Annotated in this window: 21 protein-coding genes; 9 read left to right on the top strand and 12 right to left on the bottom strand. The window is 57.0% G+C overall.

Going from position 1 to position 22,363, the window contains the following annotated elements; translation table 11 throughout:
• Positions 1-151 precede the first annotated feature (151 nt).
• Both ubiT and ACVWZ0_RS19695 read left to right on the top strand, forming a co-directional pair.
• Positions 152-679 (top strand): ubiquinone anaerobic biosynthesis accessory factor UbiT, encoded by a 528-nt coding sequence (gene ubiT, locus ACVWZ0_RS19700; RefSeq protein ID WP_253457945.1) that lies wholly within the window; start codon positions 152-154, stop codon positions 677-679.
• Positions 673-1,176: a GNAT family N-acetyltransferase gene (locus ACVWZ0_RS19695; protein WP_253457949.1), complete on the top strand. Its 504-nt coding sequence runs from the start codon at positions 673-675 to the stop codon at positions 1,174-1,176. The genes ubiT and ACVWZ0_RS19695 overlap by 7 nt, the downstream gene beginning before the upstream one ends.
• On the opposite strand, the gene ACVWZ0_RS19690 is transcribed toward ACVWZ0_RS19695, so the two are convergent.
• Positions 1,163-1,468, bottom strand: a complete 306-nt coding sequence (locus ACVWZ0_RS19690; RefSeq protein ID WP_253457952.1) for a GIY-YIG nuclease family protein — start codon at positions 1,466-1,468, stop codon at positions 1,163-1,165. The two genes, ACVWZ0_RS19695 and ACVWZ0_RS19690, sit on opposite strands and share 14 nt — an antisense overlap.
• A gap of 89 nt (positions 1,469-1,557) precedes the next feature.
• On the opposite strand from ACVWZ0_RS19690, the gene ACVWZ0_RS19685 reads away from it, so the two are divergent.
• Positions 1,558-1,986, top strand: a complete 429-nt coding sequence (locus ACVWZ0_RS19685; protein ID WP_253457955.1) for a YhbP family protein — start codon at positions 1,558-1,560, stop codon at positions 1,984-1,986.
• A 31-nt stretch (positions 1,987-2,017) separates the two neighbouring features.
• Here the strand turns inward: ACVWZ0_RS19685 and ACVWZ0_RS19680 are convergent, their stop codons facing one another.
• On the bottom strand, positions 2,018-2,539 hold the full coding sequence (locus tag ACVWZ0_RS19680) for a type 1 glutamine amidotransferase domain-containing protein (RefSeq protein ID WP_125287129.1): 522 nt from the start codon (positions 2,537-2,539) through the stop codon (positions 2,018-2,020).
• Between the two features lie 166 nt (positions 2,540-2,705).
• Here ACVWZ0_RS19680 and ACVWZ0_RS19675 point away from each other — a divergent pair, with 166 nt between their 5' ends.
• A complete protein-coding gene (locus ACVWZ0_RS19675; protein WP_253457958.1) occupies positions 2,706-3,335 on the top strand; it encodes an NAD(P)H-binding protein in 630 nt (209 codons plus the stop codon).
• Between the two features lie 173 nt (positions 3,336-3,508).
• Here ACVWZ0_RS19675 and nrdG read toward each other — a convergent pair whose 3' ends face one another.
• Positions 3,509-3,973: an anaerobic ribonucleoside-triphosphate reductase-activating protein gene (nrdG, locus tag ACVWZ0_RS19670; RefSeq protein ID WP_253457959.1), complete on the bottom strand. Its 465-nt coding sequence runs from the start codon at positions 3,971-3,973 to the stop codon at positions 3,509-3,511.
• The gene (gene nrdD / locus ACVWZ0_RS19665) at positions 3,970-6,105 is read right to left on the bottom strand and encodes an anaerobic ribonucleoside-triphosphate reductase (protein ID WP_253457962.1); all 2,136 of its coding nucleotides are present in this window, start codon (positions 6,103-6,105) and stop codon (positions 3,970-3,972) included. The genes nrdG and nrdD overlap by 4 nt, the downstream gene beginning before the upstream one ends.
• Before the next feature lie 320 nt (positions 6,106-6,425).
• On the opposite strand from nrdD, the gene ACVWZ0_RS19660 reads away from it, so the two are divergent.
• Entirely contained in the window at positions 6,426-8,999 is a 2,574-nt protein-coding gene (locus ACVWZ0_RS19660; protein ID WP_253457965.1) for a DEAD/DEAH box helicase, read from the top strand.
• Positions 9,000-9,143: 144 nt separating this feature from the next.
• Here the strand turns inward: ACVWZ0_RS19660 and treC are convergent, their stop codons facing one another.
• The 5 genes from treC to argF all read right to left on the bottom strand — a co-directional run bounded on the left by treC (position 9,144) and on the right by argF (position 14,139).
• Positions 9,144-10,826, bottom strand: a complete 1,683-nt coding sequence (treC, locus tag ACVWZ0_RS19655) for an alpha,alpha-phosphotrehalase (protein WP_253457968.1) — start codon at positions 10,824-10,826, stop codon at positions 9,144-9,146.
• Positions 10,827-11,021: 195 nt separating this feature from the next.
• On the bottom strand, positions 11,022-11,408 hold the full coding sequence (gene ridA / locus ACVWZ0_RS19650; RefSeq protein ID WP_253457971.1) for a 2-iminobutanoate/2-iminopropanoate deaminase: 387 nt from the start codon (positions 11,406-11,408) through the stop codon (positions 11,022-11,024).
• A 68-nt stretch (positions 11,409-11,476) separates the two neighbouring features.
• The gene (gene pyrI / locus ACVWZ0_RS19645) at positions 11,477-11,941 is read right to left on the bottom strand and encodes an aspartate carbamoyltransferase regulatory subunit (protein WP_125287136.1); all 465 of its coding nucleotides are present in this window, start codon (positions 11,939-11,941) and stop codon (positions 11,477-11,479) included.
• 12 nt (positions 11,942-11,953) lie between these two features.
• A complete protein-coding gene (gene pyrB / locus ACVWZ0_RS19640) occupies positions 11,954-12,889 on the bottom strand; it encodes an aspartate carbamoyltransferase (RefSeq protein ID WP_253457974.1) in 936 nt (311 codons plus the stop codon).
• Positions 12,890-13,128: 239 nt separating this feature from the next.
• Complete coding sequence (argF, locus tag ACVWZ0_RS19635; RefSeq protein WP_253457976.1) at positions 13,129-14,139, bottom strand: ornithine carbamoyltransferase; 1,011 nt, start codon at positions 14,137-14,139, stop codon at positions 13,129-13,131.
• A gap of 159 nt (positions 14,140-14,298) precedes the next feature.
• Here argF and rraB point away from each other — a divergent pair, with 159 nt between their 5' ends.
• The 4 genes from rraB to ACVWZ0_RS19615 all read left to right on the top strand — a co-directional run bounded on the left by rraB (position 14,299) and on the right by ACVWZ0_RS19615 (position 18,022).
• Entirely contained in the window at positions 14,299-14,724 is a 426-nt protein-coding gene (gene rraB / locus ACVWZ0_RS19630) for a ribonuclease E inhibitor RraB (RefSeq protein ID WP_253457981.1), read from the top strand.
• Between the two features lie 98 nt (positions 14,725-14,822).
• Positions 14,823-15,584: a tRNA isopentenyl-2-thiomethyl-A-37 hydroxylase MiaE gene (miaE, locus tag ACVWZ0_RS19625; protein WP_253457984.1), complete on the top strand. Its 762-nt coding sequence runs from the start codon at positions 14,823-14,825 to the stop codon at positions 15,582-15,584.
• Between the two features lie 350 nt (positions 15,585-15,934).
• On the top strand, positions 15,935-17,242 hold the full coding sequence (locus ACVWZ0_RS19620; protein ID WP_253457987.1) for an OprD family porin: 1,308 nt from the start codon (positions 15,935-15,937) through the stop codon (positions 17,240-17,242).
• Between the two features lie 12 nt (positions 17,243-17,254).
• On the top strand, positions 17,255-18,022 hold the full coding sequence (locus tag ACVWZ0_RS19615; RefSeq protein ID WP_253457989.1) for a histidine phosphatase family protein: 768 nt from the start codon (positions 17,255-17,257) through the stop codon (positions 18,020-18,022).
• Between the two features lie 127 nt (positions 18,023-18,149).
• Here the strand turns inward: ACVWZ0_RS19615 and ACVWZ0_RS19610 are convergent, their stop codons facing one another.
• The 3 genes from ACVWZ0_RS19610 to ACVWZ0_RS19600 all read right to left on the bottom strand — a co-directional run bounded on the left by ACVWZ0_RS19610 (position 18,150) and on the right by ACVWZ0_RS19600 (position 22,363).
• Complete coding sequence (locus ACVWZ0_RS19610; protein ID WP_253457992.1) at positions 18,150-18,653, bottom strand: GNAT family N-acetyltransferase; 504 nt, start codon at positions 18,651-18,653, stop codon at positions 18,150-18,152.
• A 153-nt stretch (positions 18,654-18,806) separates the two neighbouring features.
• Entirely contained in the window at positions 18,807-19,352 is a 546-nt protein-coding gene (cybB, locus tag ACVWZ0_RS19605) for a cytochrome b561 (protein WP_253457995.1), read from the bottom strand.
• Between the two features lie 155 nt (positions 19,353-19,507).
• Entirely contained in the window at positions 19,508-22,363 is a 2,856-nt protein-coding gene (locus ACVWZ0_RS19600; RefSeq protein WP_253457998.1) for a valine--tRNA ligase, read from the bottom strand.

Genomic DNA, 22,363 nt, shown 5'->3' with positions numbered 1-22,363 from the left:
GCCATTTTTTGATGCAGGGCAGTGAAAAGCGTAACGATCGCCATAATTTTTATGACGAAGCCCGCAAGGTTTGCGCACTTTGTTGATCCATCTGCCTTACAGGATCCTGCAATATGGCAAAATAGCTGAAATTTTATCTGAAGGAGTGATAATGGTGCTTAACCCGTTACGCGTGCAGCTGGTTCGCAAAGGCCCGCAGTGGCTGCGTCTGCCGCTACAATTTGCCCCCTTTGCCGCTAAAAAACATTTTTTGCAGCAGCTGCTGAGCTGGCAATTTCACTATGCACTGGCGGAAGGTGAGTTAAACTTTTTGCAGGGGCACTGGTTAGGTGTTGAAATCCGCGATCTGGGGCTGAGTTGGGCAACCACCGTTGAGCAGGGCGCGTTACGGGTGGCCGATCGGGCCGAGGCGGATGTGTGGTTTCGCGGCGACGTCAACGACCTGCTGCTGCTGGCGGCGCGTCGGCGCGATCCGGATACGCTGTTTTTTCAGCGTCGGCTGGTGATTGAAGGCGATACCGAGCTGGGGCTGGAAGTCAAAAATCTGATGGATGCTATCGAGCTTGAGACTATGCCGAAGCCGCTGCGAATCGGATTGATGCAGCTGGCTGATTTTATTGAGGCAGGACTGACTGAGGACGCGGCTGCGACAGCAGATCGCGCAGGTGTAACATGTTAATTCGTACGGAAATCGGCGTCGATGCGGCCAGCATAGACAGTTTGTTGCGCCGCAGCTTTCCCACCTCCGCAGAGGCGGAGCTGGTACAGCAGCTGCGTGAAGATGGCTTACTGACGCTGGGCATTGTGGCGACCGATGATGAAGGACAGGTGCTGGGCTATGCTGCCTTCAGCCCGGTCACCCTGAATGGCGAAGACAAGCAGTGGGTAGGCCTGGCGCCGCTGGTGGTGGATGAAAGCGTACGCGACCAGCCGTTAGACAAGCAGCTGATTTACGAAGGGCTGGATACGCTTAACGAGTTCGGCTACGCCGCCGTAGTGGTGGTGGGCGATCCCGACTATTACGGGCGCTACGGTTTTGAACCGGCCGCCCGCCATCAGCTACGCTGCCGCTGGCAGGGCGGTGAAGCCGCTTTCCAGGTCTACAAGCTGGCGGATGATGCTTTTAGCGGCGTGGAAGGCCAGATCGATTTCGCGGCGCCGTTTAACCGCCAGTAAGATCGGTCAGCCAGGCTTCAAGTGAAACAGGCTGGTGCGTCACCAGCCTGATTTTTTCCTGCCGTTTCAGCTGCTTTATCCGGTATTCCAGCCTGGAGGCGCTGGCGCGGTCGCCCGCTTCGCAGTGAAACAGCAGCGTCAGCGGCCCTTTGCCGCGCAGCGCCTTCGCGCCCGTGCCCGCCTGATGCTGCTTAAAGCGTCGCGGCACATCATTAGTAATGCCGGTATAGAGCGCGCCGCCTGCTGTCTGCACGATATAAAGGTGCCAGGGCGCTGTTGCCTGTGTTGCCATCCGTTATTGCCCGTCGCCAGTCGTGGCCGAAAGTTTATCAGCTCGCGCACGGCGCGAAAGGTTTTTTGCGTAGTTTTCAGGGAGTCATCATGTCCGAACCAGAGCCGTTACAGGCCATCACCCGCTATTTACAAAAGCAGCATGTGCTGTCGGTGTGCGGCGGTAGCCCCGTCTGGTGCGCCAACTGTTTTTATGTCTTTGATGCAGAGAACGTTGCGTTCTGGCTGATGACGGAGGAGAAAACGCGTCACGGCAGCCAGTTTGTCCGCGATCCGCAGGTTGCAGGCACGATTAACGGCCAGCCGAAGTCGGTGATGTTAATCAAAGGCGTGCAGTATACGGGGCAGGTCAGCCTGTTGACGGGGGCGGCAGAAGAGAAAGCACGTAGGGCCTATATCAAACGATTTCCGGTCGCGGCGGCAGCTTCAGCGCCCCTTTGGGAAATCGCCGTCAGCGAGCTGAAAATGGTGGATAACGCGTTGGGATTTGGCAAAAAGCTGAGCTGGCGGCGGGAATAAAAGAACGGCCAGGCGAACCTGGCCGCTACTCTCAAACGGTTTCGAGAATGCGCAGCGATTCACGGTTGAACGCAGGCAGATCGTCCGGCGTACGGCTGGTGACCAGCTTGTCGTTGTCCACCACCACTTCTTTGTCGTAGAAGTCGGCACCGGCATTTTTCAGATCGATAGCGATAGCCTTCACCGAGGTCATTTTGCGGCCTCGCGTGGCGTTGGCGCTAATCAGCAGCTGTGGGCCGTGGCAGATAGCGAAGATCGGCTTACCGGCATCCACAAAGGCTTTGGTGAAGTTTACAAAGCGATCGTCGCCGCGCAGGCTATCCGGCGAATGACCGCCCGGCAGCAGCAGCGCGTCGAAGTCGTCCACGTTTACATGGTCGATATCTTTATCGATCTTCACCTGGGCTTTACCCTGCTTGCCCGTGACGGTGACGCCCGCTTTTTTATCAATAGTCACAACCTGGTGGCCAGCTTTGGTATAGGCTTCGGCTGGCGAAGTAAATTCGGAGTCTTCGAATTCATCAGTGATCAGGACAGCAATCTTCTTGCTCATCTTTTCCTCCGGTTATTATTGTGAAGTCAGTTAAGCCTGGTTGAAAACACTGAAAAATCAAGCCGCGTCGAAGTAATGCGCTGCATGTTACTGATTACAGGGGGGAGTTAGCTGCCGCTAACCGCTTTGGGAGGCGAAGGCTACACTCAGTAAAAAGGAGAAACGGATGAGAGTACTGATTACCGGCGCGACCGGCCTGGTGGGACAACATCTTCTGCGCCTGCTGATTGACGATCCGCGCGTCAGCGAGATCGTGGCGCCAACAAGACGTAAGCTGCCGGAGATGAACAAGGTAACTAACCTGGTGGAGGCCGATCTCACCGACGTGCTGGGCCCGCTGCAAACGCCGCTGGATATTGTCTTTTGCTGTCTGGGCACCACGCGGCGCGAGGCGGGCAGCAAGGCGGCCTTTATCCACGTCGACTATGCGCTGGTGGTGGATACGGCCATTGCCGGTCAGCGGCTCGGCGCCAAACATCTGCTGGTGGTCAGCGCGCATGGCGCAAATATGCATTCGCCTTTCTTCTACAATCGGGTGAAGGGCGAGATGGAGAACGCGCTGCAAAAGCAGGGCTGGCCGCGCCTGACCTTAATCCGGCCGTCGCTGCTGCTGGGCGAAAGAGAAAACAGCCGCGCGGGCGAGTCGCTGATGGCGCCGCTGTTTCGTCTGCTGCCGGGCAACTGGCGCGCCGTTGCCGCCAGAGACGTCGCCGCCGTGATGCTGCGCGAAGCTTTTGCGCCAGCACGGCAGGAGGTCACCGTCATCGAGTCGTCAGCGATCCCGCGCGCGCGGTAAGCGCGACCGAAACGACATAGTAATGTGACCGCTGCGTCGGCGATCTGCAAACACTGTGAGTAGCTGCTCCGCATGGAGCGGTCAGTTCGATATTTACAGCGTCCCGCCCGCGTCGGTAAATAAGATTTAGCCGTGCCGGGAAAGGCGAACGGGATAAGCAAGCCGCGCCGTCCTTAGCGCAGATAGTGGATAACCTGATTGCTGCTGCCTCGCCAGCGCAGCGCCGGATCGCGCAGCGCCTCAATAAATTTACCGTCCACCAGCACGTCGAGCAGCTCTACCACACGGCGCTGCTCTGCGCTCAGCTCCGCCAGACAGTAGCCCGTCCACAGCCAGATATCTTTTCCCGCACAGTCGCGACGCACCCGTTGTACCAGCCGGTAAATATCGGCCACGTTAGCCGGATGCAGCGGATCGCCGCCCGACAGCGACAGACCCTGGCGCGGGATGCGCGTATCGTTCAGATCGGCAATCAGCTGCTCTTCCATTTGCACGGTAAAGGGATAGCCGGAATAGAGCCGCCAGGTGCTTTTGTTATAGCAGCCGACGCACTGGTGCTCGCAGCCGGCCACGAACAGCGTGCAGCGCGTACCCGGCCCGTTAACGATATCGACCGGGTAATATTGATGAATATTCACCCCAGCTGGCCTGCGGCCAGATGCTTAACGCGGCGCTTCACTTCCTCCTGCTTGCCGGCGTTGAACGGCCGCGCGTCCGGGCTGCCCAGATAGCCGCAGACGCGCCGGGTGACGGAAACGCGTTCAGGATCGTGGTTGCCGCATTTGGGGCAGGTAAAGCCCTTGCTGGTGCAGTCAAACTCTCCGGTAAAGCCGCACTCGTAGCATTCGTCGATCGGGGTATTGGTGCCGTAATAGGGCACGCGGCTGTAGCTGTAGTCCCAGACATCCTCCAGCGCCTTCAGGTTATGCTGGATATTGGGATATTCGCCGTAACAGATAAAACCGCCGTTGGCGAGCGGCGGATAGGCCGCTTCGAAATCGATTTTGTCGTAAGGGTTCACCTTCTTCTCGACGTCGAGATGAAAACTGTTGGTGTAGTAGCCTTTGTCGGTCACGCCTTTGACGATGCCGAACTGCGCGCGATCCAGACGGCAGAAACGGTCGCACAGGTTCTCGCTTGGCGTACTGTACAGGCTGAAGCCGTAGCCGGTTTCTTCTTTCCAGGCTTCCACCGCTTCGCGCAGGCGGCTGACGATAGCCAGCGCCTTGCGCCGCAGCGCCGCATCATCGTAAAGATGGGTTTTGCCGCCGCTCAGGGCGTTAATGGTTTCGTGAATGCCGATATAGCCCAGCGAGATCGAAGCCCGCCCGTGCCTGAATATATCCGCCACGTTATCGTCTGCCTTCAGCCGCACGCCGCAGGCGCCTTCCATATAGAGGATCGGTGCCACGCGCGCCTTGACGTTTTCCAGCCTGGCGATACGGGTCATCAGCGCTTTTTTCGCCAGCCGCAGACGGCTGTCCAGCAGATCCCAAAAGCGAGCTTCATCACCCGCCGCCTCCAGCGCGATGCGCGGCAGATTCAGGCTGATCACGCCGATATTATTCCGTCCTTCATGCACCTGCTCGCCGTTCTCTTCCCATACGCCCAGGAAGCTGCGGCAGCCCATCGGCGTTTTAAACGAGCCGGTCACTTTCACCACCTGCTCATAATTAAGGATATCGGGATACATGCGCTTGCTGGCGCACTCCAGCGCCAGCTGTTTGATATCGTAATTGGCGTCGCCCGGCGAGCGGTTCAGCCCCTCTTTGATGGCGAAGACCAGCTTGGGGAACACCGCCGTTTTATGGTTTTTCCCCAGCCCGGCAATGCGGTTGCGCAGAATGGACTGCTGCACCAGCCGCGCCGCCCAGCTGGTGCCAAGGCCGAAGCCAAAGGTCACAAAAGGCGTCTGGCCGTTGGCGGTATGCAGCGTATTCACCTCATACTCCAGCGACTGGAAGGCGTCGAAGCACTCCTTCTCCGTGCAGCTCTGCGCGTAGGCTTCCACATCGGCAATTTGCCATTTACGCGCCGCCTGCTGATGTTTTTCCCGGCTTGCCTCGACAAAAGGCGCCAGCACCTCGTCAATCCGGTTAATGGTGGTGCCGCCGTAAATATGGCTGGCGACCTGGGCGATAATCTGCGCGGTCACGGCGGTAGCGGTCGAGATCGATTTAGGCGGCTCTATCTCGGCGTTGCCCATCTTAAAGCCCTGGGTCAGCATGCCTTTAAGATCGATCAGCATGCAGTTGAACATCGGGAAGAAGGGCGAGTAGTCCAGGTCGTGATAGTGAATTTCGCCGCGCTCGTGAGCCAACACCACGTCGCGCGGCAGGATATGCTGGGTGGCATAGTGTTTGGCTACGATACCGGCCAGCAGATCGCGCTGCGTGGGGATCACTTTACTGTCTTTATTGGCGTTTTCGTTCAGCAGCGCCGGGTTGCTTTGCTCGACCAGCCCACGGATCGCCTTATTCAGCTTGCCGCGCAGCTCGCGGGCAATATCGCGGTCGTGACGATATTCTATATAGGTTCGGGCCAGCGCGGGATAGGGGCCGGCCATCAGCGCGTTTTCAACGGCGTTCTGAATAACATGGATATCCACTTCTTCCTGCGTCAGCTGCCGACAGATGTGTTCGGTCACCTGCGCGCAGTAATCATCATCATGAATAGCCGCCGCGCTGGCCGCGCCTTTTATCGCCTCCAGAATGCGTGCTTGCTCAAAAGGCGCGCGGCAGCCGTCCCGTTTAATCACTAATGAAGCCATAGCGTATCCCTGTTTCAATATCTACATATAGGTATAGCGTGGCATGATAGTATCTATATGTTGTGCTTTCCTGCGATTTAACCGCCTGGTTTTTGATTTGGAACAAAGATCGCAAAAGGGTGACGCAATGTCAGACACTTAAGCCGCTGGCCATTTTTCCGAACGCGCAAAAATCGTTCTGTGCAGGATGAAGGCAGCGTGATTAATCGATTTTCGCACGTTCAGCGCCTTTCCGGAGTTGCAATCACCCGCCCGGACTTCATATTATTGCCTGTTACGCAAAGCGGTTATCTGCTCAGGCCATTCCGGGATACAGACTGATGTCTTCTGTAACGTACAACGAAAAACAGGTGAGCCGCTGGCTGGGCGCGCGCACCGTGGCCAGAGCAAAAGAGCTGGTGGATAAAGCGCAGCACCTGCAATGGCAGAACAATCTGTTGACCGGCGAGGTGCCCGGCAGAAAAATCGAACCTTTCCAGGTTATGGTGCATTTCAGCCGGCCACAGGGCAAACTGCACGCCAGCGGCGAATGCACCTGTCCGGTTAAAAACAACTGTCGTCATGCCGCTGCGGTCATGCTGGCCTGGCTGCAACGTCAGCCCGTCAACAAGGCCGCTTCCGCGCCCGCGCTGGTGACTGCCGAGCCGCAGCCCATGCTACGGCTGGAATCGCGCGCGAAATTTATCAGCGGTTTTGGCCGTTACGGACATCGACAGAAACGGCTCGATTTTGCCGCGGTGCATTTTGACTACGCCGGTATTCTTGTGCCAGCTGGCAGCAGCGGCGAAGACTTTCCCGATCGTCACGGCAGGCTTTTCCGCGTCAGCCGCCGGATGGAGCAGGAGCAGCGCTGGCTAAGCGAGCTTAACGCCGCCGGGCTGAAGACCATTCCTTCCGGCCATATCTATACGCCGCATTCAGCGCCGCTGCCGCCTGCTATTTTCGCCCCGGACATGCCCGAACAGTGGCGCGATGTTATCCATCATGTGCTTCCCGACCTGCGCAAGCGCGGCTGGCAAACCAGCGTGGACGATGATTTTACCTGGAACATTACGGAAATTGCGGCCATCGATGGCCGCGCCGTGCAGCAGCAGGATGGCTGGTATGCGCTGGAGATAGAGGCCAACACCGGTGCGTATAAGGTGAATATGCGGCCGCTGCTGGCGGGGCTGTTCCGTCAGGATCGCCGCTGGCTGTCCAGCGACCTTTCGGTAATAGCCGATAACGAAACGGTAGAGCTGCGCAGCGAACGTAACGAACGACTGCATATTGGCGCCGGTCGCCTGAAAACGCTGGTGGGCAGCCTGGCCGATCTGCTGGCGCAGGATGAAGCCGCACCGCTGCGTATCGCGCCTTACGAGGCCGGCAGGCTGACGGCGCTAAGCGAAACGGGCCGCTGGCAGTTTAACGGCGACAACGGCGTCCTGCAGCTGGCGGAGAGCCTGAGGGCGGGGAAAGGGATCCAGCCCGTTGCGCCGCCTGCCGGTCTTGAGGCCCGGCTGCGCGACTATCAGCTCCAGGGCATCAGCTGGATGCAGTTCCTGCGCGCCAATAATCTGTCCGGCGTGCTGGCCGACGATATGGGGCTGGGAAAAACCATTCAGACGCTGGCGCATCTGCTGCTGGAGAAAGAAGCGGGCAGGCTGGATCGTCCGGCGCTGATCGTGGTGCCGACCACGCTGGTGTATAACTGGATGCAGGAAGCCAGCCGCTTTGCGCCGACGTTAAAAATGCTGGCGCTGACCGGGCCGCAGCGAAAATCCTTTTACGATCGCATTGAGCACTATGACGTGGTGCTGACCACCTATTCGCTGCTGTGGCGCGATCAGCCGCAGCTGCTGGGCCACAGCTATCATCTGCTGATCCTGGACGAGGCGCAGTACGTGAAAAACAGCGCGTCGCGGGCCGCCTCGGTGATCCGCACGTTAAAGTCGCGCTACCGGCTTTGCCTGACCGGCACGCCGCTGGAAAACCACCTGGGTGAACTTTGGTCGCAGTTTGATTTCTTGCTGCCCGGTTTTCTGGGCAGCGAAAAAGCTTTTACCCAGGAGTGGCGTATTCCCATTGAGCGCGACGGCGATCGGGTCAGGCGCGAGCTGCTGGCTAAGCGCGTGCGGCCTTTTATGCTGCGTCGTCGCAAGCAGGAAGTGGCGAAAGAGCTGCCGCCGAAGAACACCATTGTGCGCTCGGTAGAGCTGGAAGGCGCGCAGCGCGAGCTTTACGAAAAAGTACGCGGCGCAATGCAGGATCGCGTAAAGCTGGCGGTAGAGCAGCAGGGCGCGGGACGCAGCCATCTGCTGGTGCTGGATGCGCTGCTGAAGCTGCGGCAGATCTGCTGCGATCCACGGCTGATCGACAGCGACAAAACGACCAGAGTTAAACAGTCGGCCAAGCTGGCGCTGCTGCGGGAGATGCTCAGCGATCTGCTGGCGGAAGATCGCCGTATCCTGATCTTCTCTCAGTTCACCACCATGCTGTCGCTGATTGCGGAAGAGTTACAGAAGGCGCGTATTCCCTACGTGATCCTGACCGGCAGCACGCGCGATCGCAGCGAGCCGGTACGCCGCTTCCAGAACGGCGAAGTCCCGGTGTTTTTAATCAGCCTGAAGGCGGGCGGCGTGGGCCTGAACCTGACGGCGGCCGATACGGTGATCCATTACGATCCCTGGTGGAATCCGGCGGCGGAGAATCAGGCTACGGATCGCGCCTATCGTCTGGGCCAGGACAAGCCGGTATTTGTCTATAAGCTGATCGCCGCAGGCAGTATTGAAGAAAAGATCGTTGCGCTACAGCAGCGTAAAGCGGAGCTGGCCGAAGGGATTTTGGAAAACGACCTGAGCGAAACAACAAGTTTTACCAGCGAAGACCTGACCGCACTGTTCGCGCCGCTGTAAATGCGGCATCTGCTAACGTCAGCCGTGCCTGACCTGAACGCGGCGTTACGTCTGTAGATGCCATGTCCGATAACGTCAGCCATAACTGTGCCGAACGCGGCGCTACGTATGTAGTCGCCGCAGCCTGCTTGCTACCGAAGCGGTTTACGCCTTGTTGGCGCCGCCGTCCCAGCGCTTCTGATACCACCAGACCGCTTCCCACGGACGCAGCATCACCTCACCAGGGGTAACATGCGTATCAGGATAGTTACTGATTAGCACATCCCAGTGACCGCTGTAGGCCGGCGGGTGCCAGACCTGCGTTTCGCCGCTGAAGTTAGCAGCCACCACCAGCACCTCTTTCTCGAAGCGGCGGCAGTAGCACCACAGATAAGCGTGATCCGGCAGCAGATCGAGGTAATCGCCCCAGGTCAGGATCGGATAGGCTTTCCTGAGTTGGATCAGCTTCTGATAGGCGTAAAACACCGAGTTTTCATCAGCCAGCGCCGCTTCTGCGTTTATCGTTTCCATATTGTCACACATGCCGATCCACGGCGTGCCGCTGGTGAAGCCGCCGTTTTCTCCCGCGTGCCACGGGATCGGCGTTCTGCCGTTGTCGCGCGATTTGCTGGCGAGGATCTCCAGCAGGTTATCGCTGTCGCGTCCCTGCGAGCGCAGTTCGGCGTACATGTTGTGGCTTTCGATATCGCGATAGTCCAGGATGCGGGTGAAATGCGGGTTGGTCATACCCAGCTCTTCGCCCTGGAAAATATAAGGCGTGCCCTGCATCCCGTGCAGCACCAGCGCCAGCATCTTCGCCGACTGAACGCGATATTGCCCCTCGTCGCCCCAGCGCGAAACCACGCGCGGCTGGTCATGATTACACCAGAACAGCGCGTTCCAGGCCTTGTTATGCATGCCATGCTGCCAGTGGGTGAAGATAGCCTTCTGCGCCACCAGATCCAGCGGCGTCAGCGTCCATTTCTGGCCGTTAAAGAAATCGACCTCGACGTGATCGAAGCTGAACACCATCGACAGCTCTTCGCCCTCCAGCGAACCGTACTGCTGGCAGTGCTCCAGCGTGGCGGAAGACATTTCGCCTACCGTCATCAATTCACGCGGACGGAACACGTCGCGGCTCATTTCGCGCATATATTCGTGGATGCGCGGCCCGTCGGTATAGAACCGCAGCCCGTCGCCGTTGGGATCGTTGGGAAAATCCTGGTCCTTGGAAACCAGGTTCACCACGTCCAGCCGCAGCCCGTCGATGCCGCGATCGGCCCAGAAATTAACGATCTGCTTCAGCTCGGCGCGCAGATTATCGTTTTCCCAGTTGAGATCGGCCTGTTCCGGCGCCCACAGGTGCATATAGTACTGGTTGCTCTCCGGGTGCCAGCGCCAGGCATGGCCGCCAAACTTCGACTGCCAGTTGTTTGGCGGCTCGGCCGGCGTGCCGTCGCGCCAGATGTAGTAGGAGCGATAGGGGCTTTCGGGATCCAGCGCTTCGTGAAACCAGTGGTGCTGGGTGGAGCTGTGGTTAAACACCATATCCAGGATCAGCCGCATCCCGCGCCGGTGGGTTTCTTCCACCAGGTTATCAAAGTCGTTAAGCGTGCCAAATAACGGATCGATGGCGGTGTAGTTCGCCACGTCGTAGCCGTTGTCTACCTGCGGCGAGATATAAAACGGCGTCAGCCAGATGGCGTCCACGCCCAGCTTTTTCAGGTAGTCCAGATGTTGGATCACGCCGGCCAGATCGCCCGTTCCGCTGCCGGTAGTGTCCTGGAAACTCTTGGGATAAATTTGATAGATAACGCCGTTCTGCCACCACGGTGGATTTTTAGTCATTGCTCAATCCCGATATAAAAGGTCCGTTTGCGCTGTTATCGCCTTTTTGTTCTTTCCTAAGGTTAGCTATTAACTGGCAAGTGGAGATACGGGCGCAGTGAAAATTTTTTAGGCGAGGCCGAAAGGCGCACAAAGAGAGAATAAAAACTGACGGCCGGGGAAAACTTTCCTCTCCCGACGGGAGAGGAGAAGGCTTTAGCGACGTACGGCGATCGCTTCGATCTCGATTTTGACATCTTTTGGCAGGCGGGCCACTTCTACGCAGGAGCGTGCCGGGAAGCTGGCCTGGTGCTCGGTAAAGAAAGCTTCATAGGCCGCGTTCACGGTAGCAAAATCGTTAAGATCCTTCACGAATACCGTGGTTTTAACGATGTCGCCTACCTTCAGGCCCGCCGCTTCCACGATGGCCTTGACGTTCTCCAACGACTGACGAGCCTGCGCGGCAACGTCTTCTGCCACGCTGCCGGTTTTAGGATCGACCGGGATCTGGCCAGAAGTGATGATCATGCTGCCCAGATCGACGCCCTGCACGTAGGGGCCGATAGCCGCCGGTGCGTTTTCGGTGCTGATTTCGCGAGACATAATTTCTCCATATTAAATGAGGCCGGTAAAAGCCCGGATCCGCCCCATTATAAGCCGCCCGAAACTGATTACCAGTTCGCCATGACCACGTGACGCGCGAACTCTTTCTCGCAGTATTTGCACTTTAACTGCACGTTATCGTTACGTTTTTTCACCGCAAAGCTGGAGTTGACCGGCTCGCTGCGGCTGATGCAGTTGCTGTTGGGACAGATCAGCACGCGTTCGATGGTGTCCGGCAGCGTCGGCGAAATTTTGCCGACCACGTCGTAGTTATCGATGCGGTTCACCGTAGCATGCGGCGCGTAAACCGCCAGCTGGTTGATTTGATCGTCCGTCAGAAACGTGTTTTCAATTTTGATCAGATCTTTGCGGCCCATCTCGCCGGAGGGCAGGTTCAGGCCGATGGTGATGCGCTGATCGGTTTCCGTCAGGCGAAACAGCGACAGCAGCTTAAAACCAATCTGCGCCGGGATATGATCGATTACCGTGCCGCGCTTAATTGCTTCAACCTGTAATTTATTATCTTGTGTCATCGTCAGTTCCTCTTACAGAGCCAGTTCGCTGTTCAACACCAGCGCCAGCAGCGCCTGGCGGGCAAAAATACCATTGCCCGCCTGTTGGAAATACCAGGCGTGCGGCGTGGCATCGACATCCGTCGTAATCTCATCAATACGCGGCAGCGGGTGCAGCACCTTCATGGTTTCGCGCGCGCCGACCAGGTCGGAAGCCCGCAGCACGAACTGCGCTTTGACGTTGGCGTACTCTGACGGATCCAGACGCTCTTTCTGCACGCGCGTCATATACAGAATATCCACCTGCGGCACCACTTCCTCAATGCTGTCGTGGCGGCTCCACGCAATGCCTTTCTCATCCAGCATATCGGTGATATAGGCGGGCATCGCCAGCGCGTCAGGTGCGATAAACAAAAAGCGATTGCCTTCGAACTTCGCCAGCGCCTGCGTCAGTGAATGCACGGTGCGGCCATATTTCAGGTCGCCGACCATGGCGACATTCAGATTGCTCAGGCGGCCCTGAGTTTCCTGAATAGTAAAGAGATCCAGCAGCGTTTGCGTTGGATGCTGGTTAGCGCCGTCGCCCGCGTTGAGGATCGGTACGCCGCCGGAAAACTCCGTGCCCAGACGCGCCGCGCCTTCCTGCGGATGCCGCATGACAATGGCATCCACGTAGGTGCTGATAACGGAAAGCGTATCCGCCAGCGTTTCGCCTTTTTTACCCAGCGAGGTATTGCTGCCGTCGGCAAACCCCACCACGGACGCGCCCAGACGATGCATGGCGCTTTCAAACGACAGGCGCGTGCGGGTAGAGGCCTCGAAAAAGCAGCTGGCGATAACCTTATGCTTCAGCAGCTCCGGCTGCGGCTTCGCCTTCAGGCTGGCGGCGGTACGCAGCACCAGCTCCAGCTCTTCACGACTGAGATCGTTAATTGAAATGATATGTTTATGATACAGCGGGTTAGCCATGTTCATTCTCCTCTACGCGTGCCGATAAGCGGAAAAACGGGCAAAAAAAAGCCCCTCAATGAGGGGCTTTTTCTACAGATCGGGAAGGAGGAAAAACGGCACTGCCGGCCTGCATTCAGGCGCGTCATTTTTACTCTGTCAGCAGTGGTCAGTTTCATGCATCCTCCAGACAAACGGGGGGCATTATACGCATTCGGTCAGCGGCGGCAAGCAAAAGTAATCGATTGCCTGGCGCTGATTCAGGGTAACCGGGCCAGCGTGGCCACCATCACCGCCTTGATGGTATGCAGCCGGTTTTCCGCCTGGTCGAACACCACGCTGTGCCTGGATTCAAACACCTCATTGGTGACTTCCATGCCGCCGTGCAGATCGTATTGCTCAGCCATCTGCCGGCCCAGCGTGGTTTGATCGTCGTGAAAAGCGGGCAGGCAATGCAGGAATTTCACCTCAGGATTGCCGGTAAGCGCCAGCATCGCGCTGTTGACCTGGTAATCCCGCAGCAGGGCGATACGCTCTTCCCACACCGCTTTTGGTTCGCCCATCGACACCCAGACGTCAGTATAGATAAAATCCGCACCGTTCACGCCTTCGGCAATATCTTCCGTCAGCGTGATTTTTCCGCCGCTTGCCTGCGCCACCTGGCGGCACTCGCTTACCAGCGCCTCGTCCGGCCAGCAGCCTTTCGGCGCGACCAGGCGCAGATCCAGGCCCGTCAGCGCGGCGGCCTCCATCATGCTATTACCCATATTATTACGTGCGTCGCCCACGTAGGCGAAAACCATCTCGCTGAAGGGTTTTTCCGGCAGATGTTCTTCCATAGTCAGCAAATCCGCCAGCAGCTGCGTCGGGTGGAACTCGTCGGTCAGGCCGTTCCACACCGGCACGCCCGCATGTTCCGCCAGCGATTCCACCAGCGACTGCCCGTGACCGCGATACTGAATGCCGTCATACATGCGTCCCAGCACGCGCGCGGTATCCTTCATTGATTCTTTATGGCCGATCTGGCTGCCGCTTGGGCCAAGATAAGTGACGTTGGCGCCCTGATCGTAAGCGGCAACTTCGAAAGAGCATCGGGTACGGGTCGAGTCTTTTTCGAAGATGAGCGCGATGTTTTTGCCTTTCAGGTGCTGCACTTCCTCGCCATTTTTCTTATCGGTTTTAAGCCGTGCGGCCAGCGCGAGTAAAGCGGTAATTTCAGCCTGCGTAAAATCAAGCAGCCTGAGAAAGTGGCGTTGATATAACTGACTCATAAAGCGCTCCAGAGGATATTTAATGAATTTAAATTCAACTTAACTGTATCAATATGCATTTTCAACCCTGGCGTGAAGAAACTTTTGTATAAAGGTAGTGGCGCAGAGGACAGTGTGGGAAAATACTTAACAGATATGCCACACACAGAGGAACGGATCATGGCAAATGAAGCATTGCTGGAAGAGCAGCGTGAAGAGACGCGGCTGATTATTGAAGAGCTGTTGGATGATGGCAGCGACCCGGATGCGCTCTACACCATCGAACACCACCTCTCCTGCGACAGCTTCGACGCGCTGGAAAAGGCGGCGGTTGATGCGTTTAAGCTGGGCTACGAAGTTACCGAGCCGGAAGAACTGGAGCTGGAGGACGGCACGAAAGTGATGTGCTGCGATATTCTGAGCGAAGGCGCGTTGAATGCCGAACTGATCGACGCCCAGGTCGAACAGCTGATCGATCTGGCCGCGAAGTACAACGTGGACTACGACGGCTGGGGCACCTACTTTGAGGATCCGGACGCCGAGGACGAAGACGAAGGCGACGACGACGACCTTATCGACGAAGAAGACAACGGCACGCGTCACTGATGCCCGTGGGCGGACGCCGTTCCGCCCGTTTGCGCCGGTCTGCTCCCCGCAGAGCGGCGCAATGTTTTTAACCTGATTTTTACGGATTGTTTGCCCGCATGATCACCGAAGACCTCCTTGCTCCCGTTCACGCTTTTCTGCACTGCCGCACGCCGCAAAAGTGGATCGACGAAGCCCGCAAGCCGGAAAACCTGCCGCTGCTGCTCACCGACCATCTTGTTTGCGAGCTGAAGGCCGCCCAGACCGCCATGTGGCTGATCCGCAAATACGTGGCGGATAAAGAGAGCGGCGACGCGCTGCTGGCCTGGCTGAAACCGTGGGAGCAGTTTGTGCACAGCGAAAACGCGGATTTAGCCTTTCTGGAACAGCATAAAGGGCTGTCGAAAACGATTATCAGCCGTACGGATGTGCCCTACGGTGATACGCTGGTAGACAAAATGGTGCTGCTGATTAAAGAAGAGCTGCATCATTTTTATCAGGTACTGGAAATTATGCAGGCGCGCGCCATTCCCTACGTCAAAATTACCGCCAGCCGCTATGCCAAAGGGTTACTGCGAGAGGTGACCACGCACGAGCCGCAGACGCTGGTGGACAAGCTGATTTGCGGCGCCTATATCGAAGCGCGCTCCTGCGAACGCTTTGCCAGCCTGGCGCCTTATCTGGATAAGGAGCTGGCCGCGTTCTATCTTTCGCTGCTGCGTTCGGAAGCGCGCCATTATCAGGACTATCTGGCGCTGGCCGCCGAGATATCAGCCACGGATATTACTTCCCGCGTGCGTAAAATAGGCGAAACGGAAGCAAAGCTAATTAGCGAACCGGATAGCGAGCTGCGTTTTCACAGCGGGCTGCCTGCGTGGTGATAATATTGACAGCTTTATTCTGGCGTTATTATTTCAGGAAGCCGTTTATTAGCGTTGGCACCTTTAATAAATAATATTAATGGCGCTAATGGTTTAAAGGGAATAATAACGCCTACGCGTAACCTGTTTTTTTGCAATCTCCCCTCTTTTTTATTTTGCGGCGTGCTTCACATAACCTGATTTTTATTATGGCTGAAAAGATTTTCAGGCGTATATTCCTGCCATTATCAGGATTGTTACCAACCGGCAAAACCTGATCCCACTTGCGATATTATTACCGCAACGGGATCGGGTTTTTTTGTTTCTTTTAGATGGAGTCATTTATTTAACGGCTGACAAGGAAGGCTATAATGAAAAACAGGAACGTTTTTTTACTGGCGCTGCTCGCCGCCGTGGCCGCCCATGCTGAAGAAAGCGGCGGCGATTTCCAGCGATTTTTAAAGGAGACGCAGCTCGATCTTACGTTGCGCAGCCACTGGAAATACCTGAAAGAGAATGAGGCGCAGCCCAAAGCGGTGCACAACGCCTGGGGGGCCGCAACCACGCTGGATTTCCGCTCCGGCTGGCTGGGTGATACCCTGGGCTTCGACGCCAGCTACACCAGAGCCGCTAAGCTGGCGGCCAGCGACTACTTCGCCACGCGCGGCATCCTTTACAATCACGGCGCAGGCTTCGATAAAAGCAACGCCGGCGGCTTCAGCCGCTTCGGGCAGCGCTACCTTAAGCTAAAGCTGGGTGACGACGCGTTCGGGCTGAAAGCAAAAGGCGGCTGGCACCAGTTGAAAAACGTGGGCGTGCTGACCAACACTTACCGCCTGTCGCGCAACAGCTATCAGGGCTACAGCGGCTCGCTGCGCTGGCAGAACCTGCAGCTGGATATGGCCTGGGTAACGCGCTCCATCATGTATGATTCACCCGATAGCGTGCATTTTCTTACCCTTGATGGCAAAGAGATCGACAGTATCCTGACCGGCGGCCTGAGCTGGGAAAAACAAAATGCTGTGTTCTCCTGGGCATGGGGCGAGTCGAAGGATTATCTGCGTCGTCACCTGGTGGAAATTACGTATCCGCTGACGCCGAAATGGGCGCTGGCGTCACAGATTTACGGCAGCCAGGCGCTGGAAAAATATAAAGCGATGCCGCAAAGTAAAAAACAGTTTAACGACAGCGCCTGGCACTATGCCGGAGAAGTACGCTGGCAGGATGACAGCTGGATACAGAAAATCGGTGTTGCCTGGACGCGGGCAGAAAAGCGCAACGGGGTGGGCTATTACGATCGCTATATAGGTAAAAATACCCGTGGCCGGTTTAATGCCTTAACCTCCGCCGGAAAAGATTATCTGCGCGACGGCGAACTGGCGCTGACCTCTTTTACCGAATATCAGTTTACTGAAAGTTTAGCCAGCGGTATTCAGGTTAACTACGGCCAGTTTTCTTATAAAAATAATAAAATCCGCACCGGGGAAATTACCTGGCTGAACCGCTGGCAGCCACGTGAGGGTCAGCTAAAAGATTTAACGCTGGCCGCACAGTTAGGCTATGGCTGGTCATATAAAAATATTAACGCCACGCCGATCCTTAATTCTGCGGGCGAGTATCAGCGCTCGCCGAGCCTTTCTGCTGAAGTCGGTGTGACCTGGAAGTTCGGTCTTTTATAATCAGGGGGAAATATGAAAGGAATAACACAGGCGATGCTCTTTGCTTTTTTACTGTTAAGCAGCTGGGCCAGCTTTGCTGCTGACGTTGAGCTCTATGTGGTGCGCCACGGCAAAACCTTGTTTAACACCGTGCATCGCGCGCAGGGCTGGAGCGATACGCCCTTAACGGCGGAAGGCGTGGAGGTAGCCAAAAAAGCGGGGCGCGGGCTGAAGCCGGTAGACTTTATTGCCGCATGGAGCAGCGATTCGGGCCGGGCCAGGGAAACCGCAAAGCTGATCCTGGCAGAGCGTGATAAATCGTTACCTCTTCAGGAGCGTGAGGCATTAAGAGAAGTCTTTTTTGGCTCTTTTGAAGGCGACACCAATGAAAATATGCTGACGGTGGCGGGGAAAAAGAGCGGTTACGCCTCGTCAGCCCAGCTGATGGCGGCTTTCAACAGCAAGAAAGTCGACATTGTGGAGATCGTGCAGATGATCCACGCGGCCGATCCTTCCGGTCAGGCAGAAAGCTATCAGCAGGTGGCGCAGCGGGTTAACAAGGTAATTAAGGAAATTGCCCGACAGGCGCAGCAGCAGGGCGGCGGCAACGTGCTGATCGTCACGCACGGCATGACCATCATGACGCTGCTGCACGAGCTGGGCGATAAAGCGAAGACGCACTCGCTCAGCAATGCCAGCGTCACCCGTATCCGCTATACCGATGCCGGGAAGTTTATTATTGAAGCGATCGACGACCTAAGCTACGTGAAAAAAGGCTCGCAGCTGGCCGTGACGCAGTAGCCTGCGTCCGCTGTGCTACAGCGAACGAATAGCCTACATCTGGTGTGATACAGCGATGCAGCGAACGAATAGCCTACATCTGGTGTGATACAGCGATACAGCGAACGAATAGCTTACATCCACTATGCTACAGCGAACGCAGCATAGTAACTTCGCAGTCCACGTGGCCGGTGTTGCCCATCGGCCCGTCAATATGCTGAAAGCCCAGGTGCTCATAAAGGCGCACGGCGCGGGTCAGCGACGCGGTAGTCTCCAGGTAGCAGCGCTTAAAGCCCAGCTCACGCGCATGTTCCATGGCCCGCAGCGCCAACGCTTTCGCCATGCCCAGACCGCGCAGCTCGGGCATAAAATACATTTTTTGCAGCTCGCAAACGTCCGCTTCGCTACCCTGGAGGGGAGCCACGCCGCCGCCGCCCATAATTTTTCCGTCCAGCTCAATCACCCAGTAGGCGCTGTTGGGCTGGCGATAGAGTTCGCAAAGCTGGTCAAGATTGGGATCGGCGACCGTAAAGCCTTTGTCGGCGGTCAGGCCAAATTCCGCCGAAACCTGACGGATAACGTGAGCGATATGCGGATTATCAGCGGGTTGAATAAGCCGAACCCGGATATCGGCTGAAGAGGTGCTGGTCATAACCTGGGGCCGTTTTTTAGATAGTTTGGCAGTGTAATACCATCCGTTGGCCGAGGATGCAATCTTCCGCTTCCATGCAAAAGGGAAACCTGGCCGGGAAAATAAGAGTGGGAAAGCAGGCGGTGATGGCGGCAGCGCAGGCCAAAGCCGCCTTTACGGCTTTGTGGCGCGCCGCGCGGGCATCATGCGCGCCAGCGTATCATCTTTCAGAAAATAGTGATGGAAGAGGGCGGCCAGCGCGTGCAGGCCAATTAGCCAGTAGCCAAGCGGCGCCAGCGTCTCGTGCCAGTGGATAAGCGTTCGCGCCAGCGCCGGATCGGGATTTGCAGATACCGGCATAGTCGCGCCAAACAGCCACCACTGCCGTCCGGAGAGATAGCGCGAAGAGAGGCCCAGCAGCGGCAGCACGATAAACAAGGCGTACAGCGTGGCGTGCACCAGGTGTGAAAGCCCTTTTTGCCAGCTCGCTATCGGCGGCGCAATAGCCGGGCTGCGATGGCGAAAGCGCAGAAAGATACGTGCCAGCATCACCAGCAGTACGCCAAACCCTGCGCTGAAGTGCGTAATAATCATGGCGAACCCTTGCCAGGAACCGCGCTGGGCAAAGCCCCGCAGTTCAATGGTGGCGTAGGCAACGGTGAGCAGGAGCACGGTCAGCCAGTGGAGCGCGATCTGCGGCCTGGCGTAGTTGTCAGACATGGTTTTATCCGTAAAAAATAACAGACCGTTAATGTATCACCGCTTTCTTAAAGATTTGTTTGGCTGCGTTTTTTAACGCATAAAAAAACGCTCCGCAAACAGGTTACGGAGCGTTCAGTATTAACGGCGCGGTTAACGCCGTCCGGCTGGCATGGTTACAGCGCGGCGATAACGGCCTGCTGCTCGATCAGCTTGAGCTTAGCCTGCTCGAACTCGGCCATGCGCTCGCGCTCTTTCGCCACCACGGCTTCCGGCGCGCGCGAGACAAAGCCTTCGTTAGAAAGCTTGCCTTCGATCTTGCCGATTTCCACTTCCAGCTTGCTGACTTCTTTCGCCAGACGCTCCAGCTCGGCGGTTTTATCCACCAGGCCAGCCATTGGGATCAGCAGCTCCGCGCCGTCGATGATCTTGGTGACCGATACCGGGCCTTTCTCGCCGGCGGCCAGGCAGGTCAGGCTGTCCAGACGCGCCAGCGATTTCAGGAAGTTATGGTTGTCGGTCACGCGACGTACCACGTCAGCGCTTGCGCCGCGCAGCAGCACATCCAGCGGTTTGGACGGCGACAGGTTCATCTCGGCGCGAATATTACGCACCGCGACAATCGCCTGCTTCAGCCATTCGGTATCGCTCAGCGCCGCCTCATCCACCTTCGCCTCTTCAAATTCCGGCATCGGTTGCAGCATGATAGTGTCGTCGCTGATGTTCTTCAGCACTTTCACCTGCTGCCAGATGGTTTCGGTAATAAACGGAATAATCGGGTGCGCCAGGCGCAGCAGCGCTTCCAGAACCACCACCAGCGTATTGCGGGTGCCGCGCAGCTGGGCTTCAGAACCGCCGTTCATCACCGGCTTGGTCAGCTCCAGATACCAGTCGCAGAACTGGTTCCAGGTGAACTCATACAGGATGTTGGCGGCGATATCGAAGCGGTAGCTGTCCAGCGCGCCACGGTAAGCCTTCACCGTCTGGTTGAATTCGGCAAGGATCCAGCGATCCGCCAGCGACAGCTCCAGCTCGCCGCCGTTAAAGCCGCAGTCCTGCTCCTGAGTGTTCATCAGCACAAAACGGCTGGCGTTCCACAGCTTGTTACAGAAGTTGCGGTAGCCTTCCAGGCGCTTCATATCCCAGTTGATATCACGACCGGTAGAGGCCAGCGCCGCCAGCGTAAAGCGCAACGCGTCGGTGCCGTGCGGTTCGATACCGTTCGGGAACTGCTTCTCGGTGCGCTTGCGGATTTTCTCCGCCAGCTGCGGCTGCATCATATTGCCGGTGCGTTTCTCCAGCAGATCTTCCAGCGAAATGCCGTCAACCATATCCAGCGGATCGATGACGTTGCCTTTCGACTTGGACATCTTCTGGCCTTCTTCGTCGCGGATCAGACCCGTCATATAAACGGTCTTGAACGGCACCTGCGGCTTGCCGTCTTCATCTTTGATAAAGTGCATGGTCAGCATGATCATGCGGGCAATCCAGAAGAAGATGATGTCGAAGCCGCTGACCAGCACGCTGGTCGGATGGAAGGTGCTCAGATCCGGCGTTTTTTCCGGCCAGCCCAGCGTGGAGAACGTCCACAGCCCGGATGAGAACCAGGTATCCAGCACGTCTTCGTCCTGGTTCAGCGCTACATCCGCGCCCAGGTTGTTTTCTGCGCGCACTTCTTCTTCGGTGCGGCCGACGTAGACGTTGCCTTCGGCATCGTACCAGGCCGGAATACGGTGTCCCCACCACAGCTGACGGGAAATACACCAGTCCTGAATATCACGCATCCAGGAGAAGTACATGTTCTCGTACTGCTTAGGCACAAACTGAATATCGCCCTGCTCAACGGCTTCCACCGCGACTTTTGCCAGCGGCGCGGTACGCACGTACCACTGGTCGGTCAGCATTGGCTCGATCACCACGCCGCCGCGATCGCCGTAAGGCACGGTCAGGTCGTGCGGTTTGATTTCTTCGAGCAGGCCAAGCGCATCTACGGCGGCAACAATGGCTTTACGCGCGGCAAAACGCTCCAGCTTCTGGAACTCTGCCGGAATGTCGCTGCTGTAAACGTCAGACTCTTCGCCGTTGGTGTCATAAACCTGAGCGGCTTCACGGATGTCGCCATCAAAGGTCAGGATGTTGATCATCGGCAGCTGGTGACGACGGCCCACTTCATAGTCGTTGAAATCGTGCGCAGGCGTGATTTTCACGCAGCCGGTGCCTTTTTCCATGTCGGCGTGCTCGTCGCCCACGATCGGAATGCGGCGGTTGACCAGCGGCAGCACGACAAATTTACCAATCAGATCTTTATAGCGTGGATCTTCCGGGTTAACGGCTACGCCGGTATCGCCCAGCACCGTTTCAGGACGGGTCGTGGCCACCACCAGGTAATCTTTGCCGTCAGCGGTTTTCGCGCCGTCCGCCAGCGGATAGCGGATATGCCACATAGAGCCTTTGGACTCGCGGTTTTCCACTTCCAGATCGGAGATAGCGGTGCGCAGTTTCGGATCCCAGTTCACCAAGCGTTTGCCACGGTAAATCAGGTTCTCTTTGTAGAGGCGCACAAACACTTCTTTGACCGCGTTGGAAAGGCCGTCGTCCATAGTGAAGCGCTCGCGCTCCCAGTCCACGGAGTTGCCCAGACGGCGCATCTGACGGGTAATGGTGCCGCCGGATTCCGCCTTCCACTGCCAGATTTTTTCGATAAAGGCGTCGCGACCGTAGTCTTTACGCGTTTTCCCTTCTTCAGCGGCGATTTTGCGCTCCACTACCATCTGCGTGGCGATGCCCGCGTGGTCCGTGCCCGCCTGCCACAGGGTGTTTTTTCCCTGCATACGCTGGTAGCGGATCATGGTATCCATGATGGTTTGCTGAAACGCATGACCCATATGCAAGCTACCGGTGACGTTCGGCGGCGGGATCATGATGCAGAAGCTTTCCTGGCTGGTGTCGCCGTTTGGCTTAAAGTAGCCCTGCTGTTCCCAGTGCTCGTAGAGCGGCTGTTCGATATCTTGCGGGTTATATGTCTTTTCCAT

This window comes from Erwinia sp. TECH1, assembly GCF_054057575.1.
This window is presented reverse-complemented; position numbering and strand designations above follow the sequence as displayed.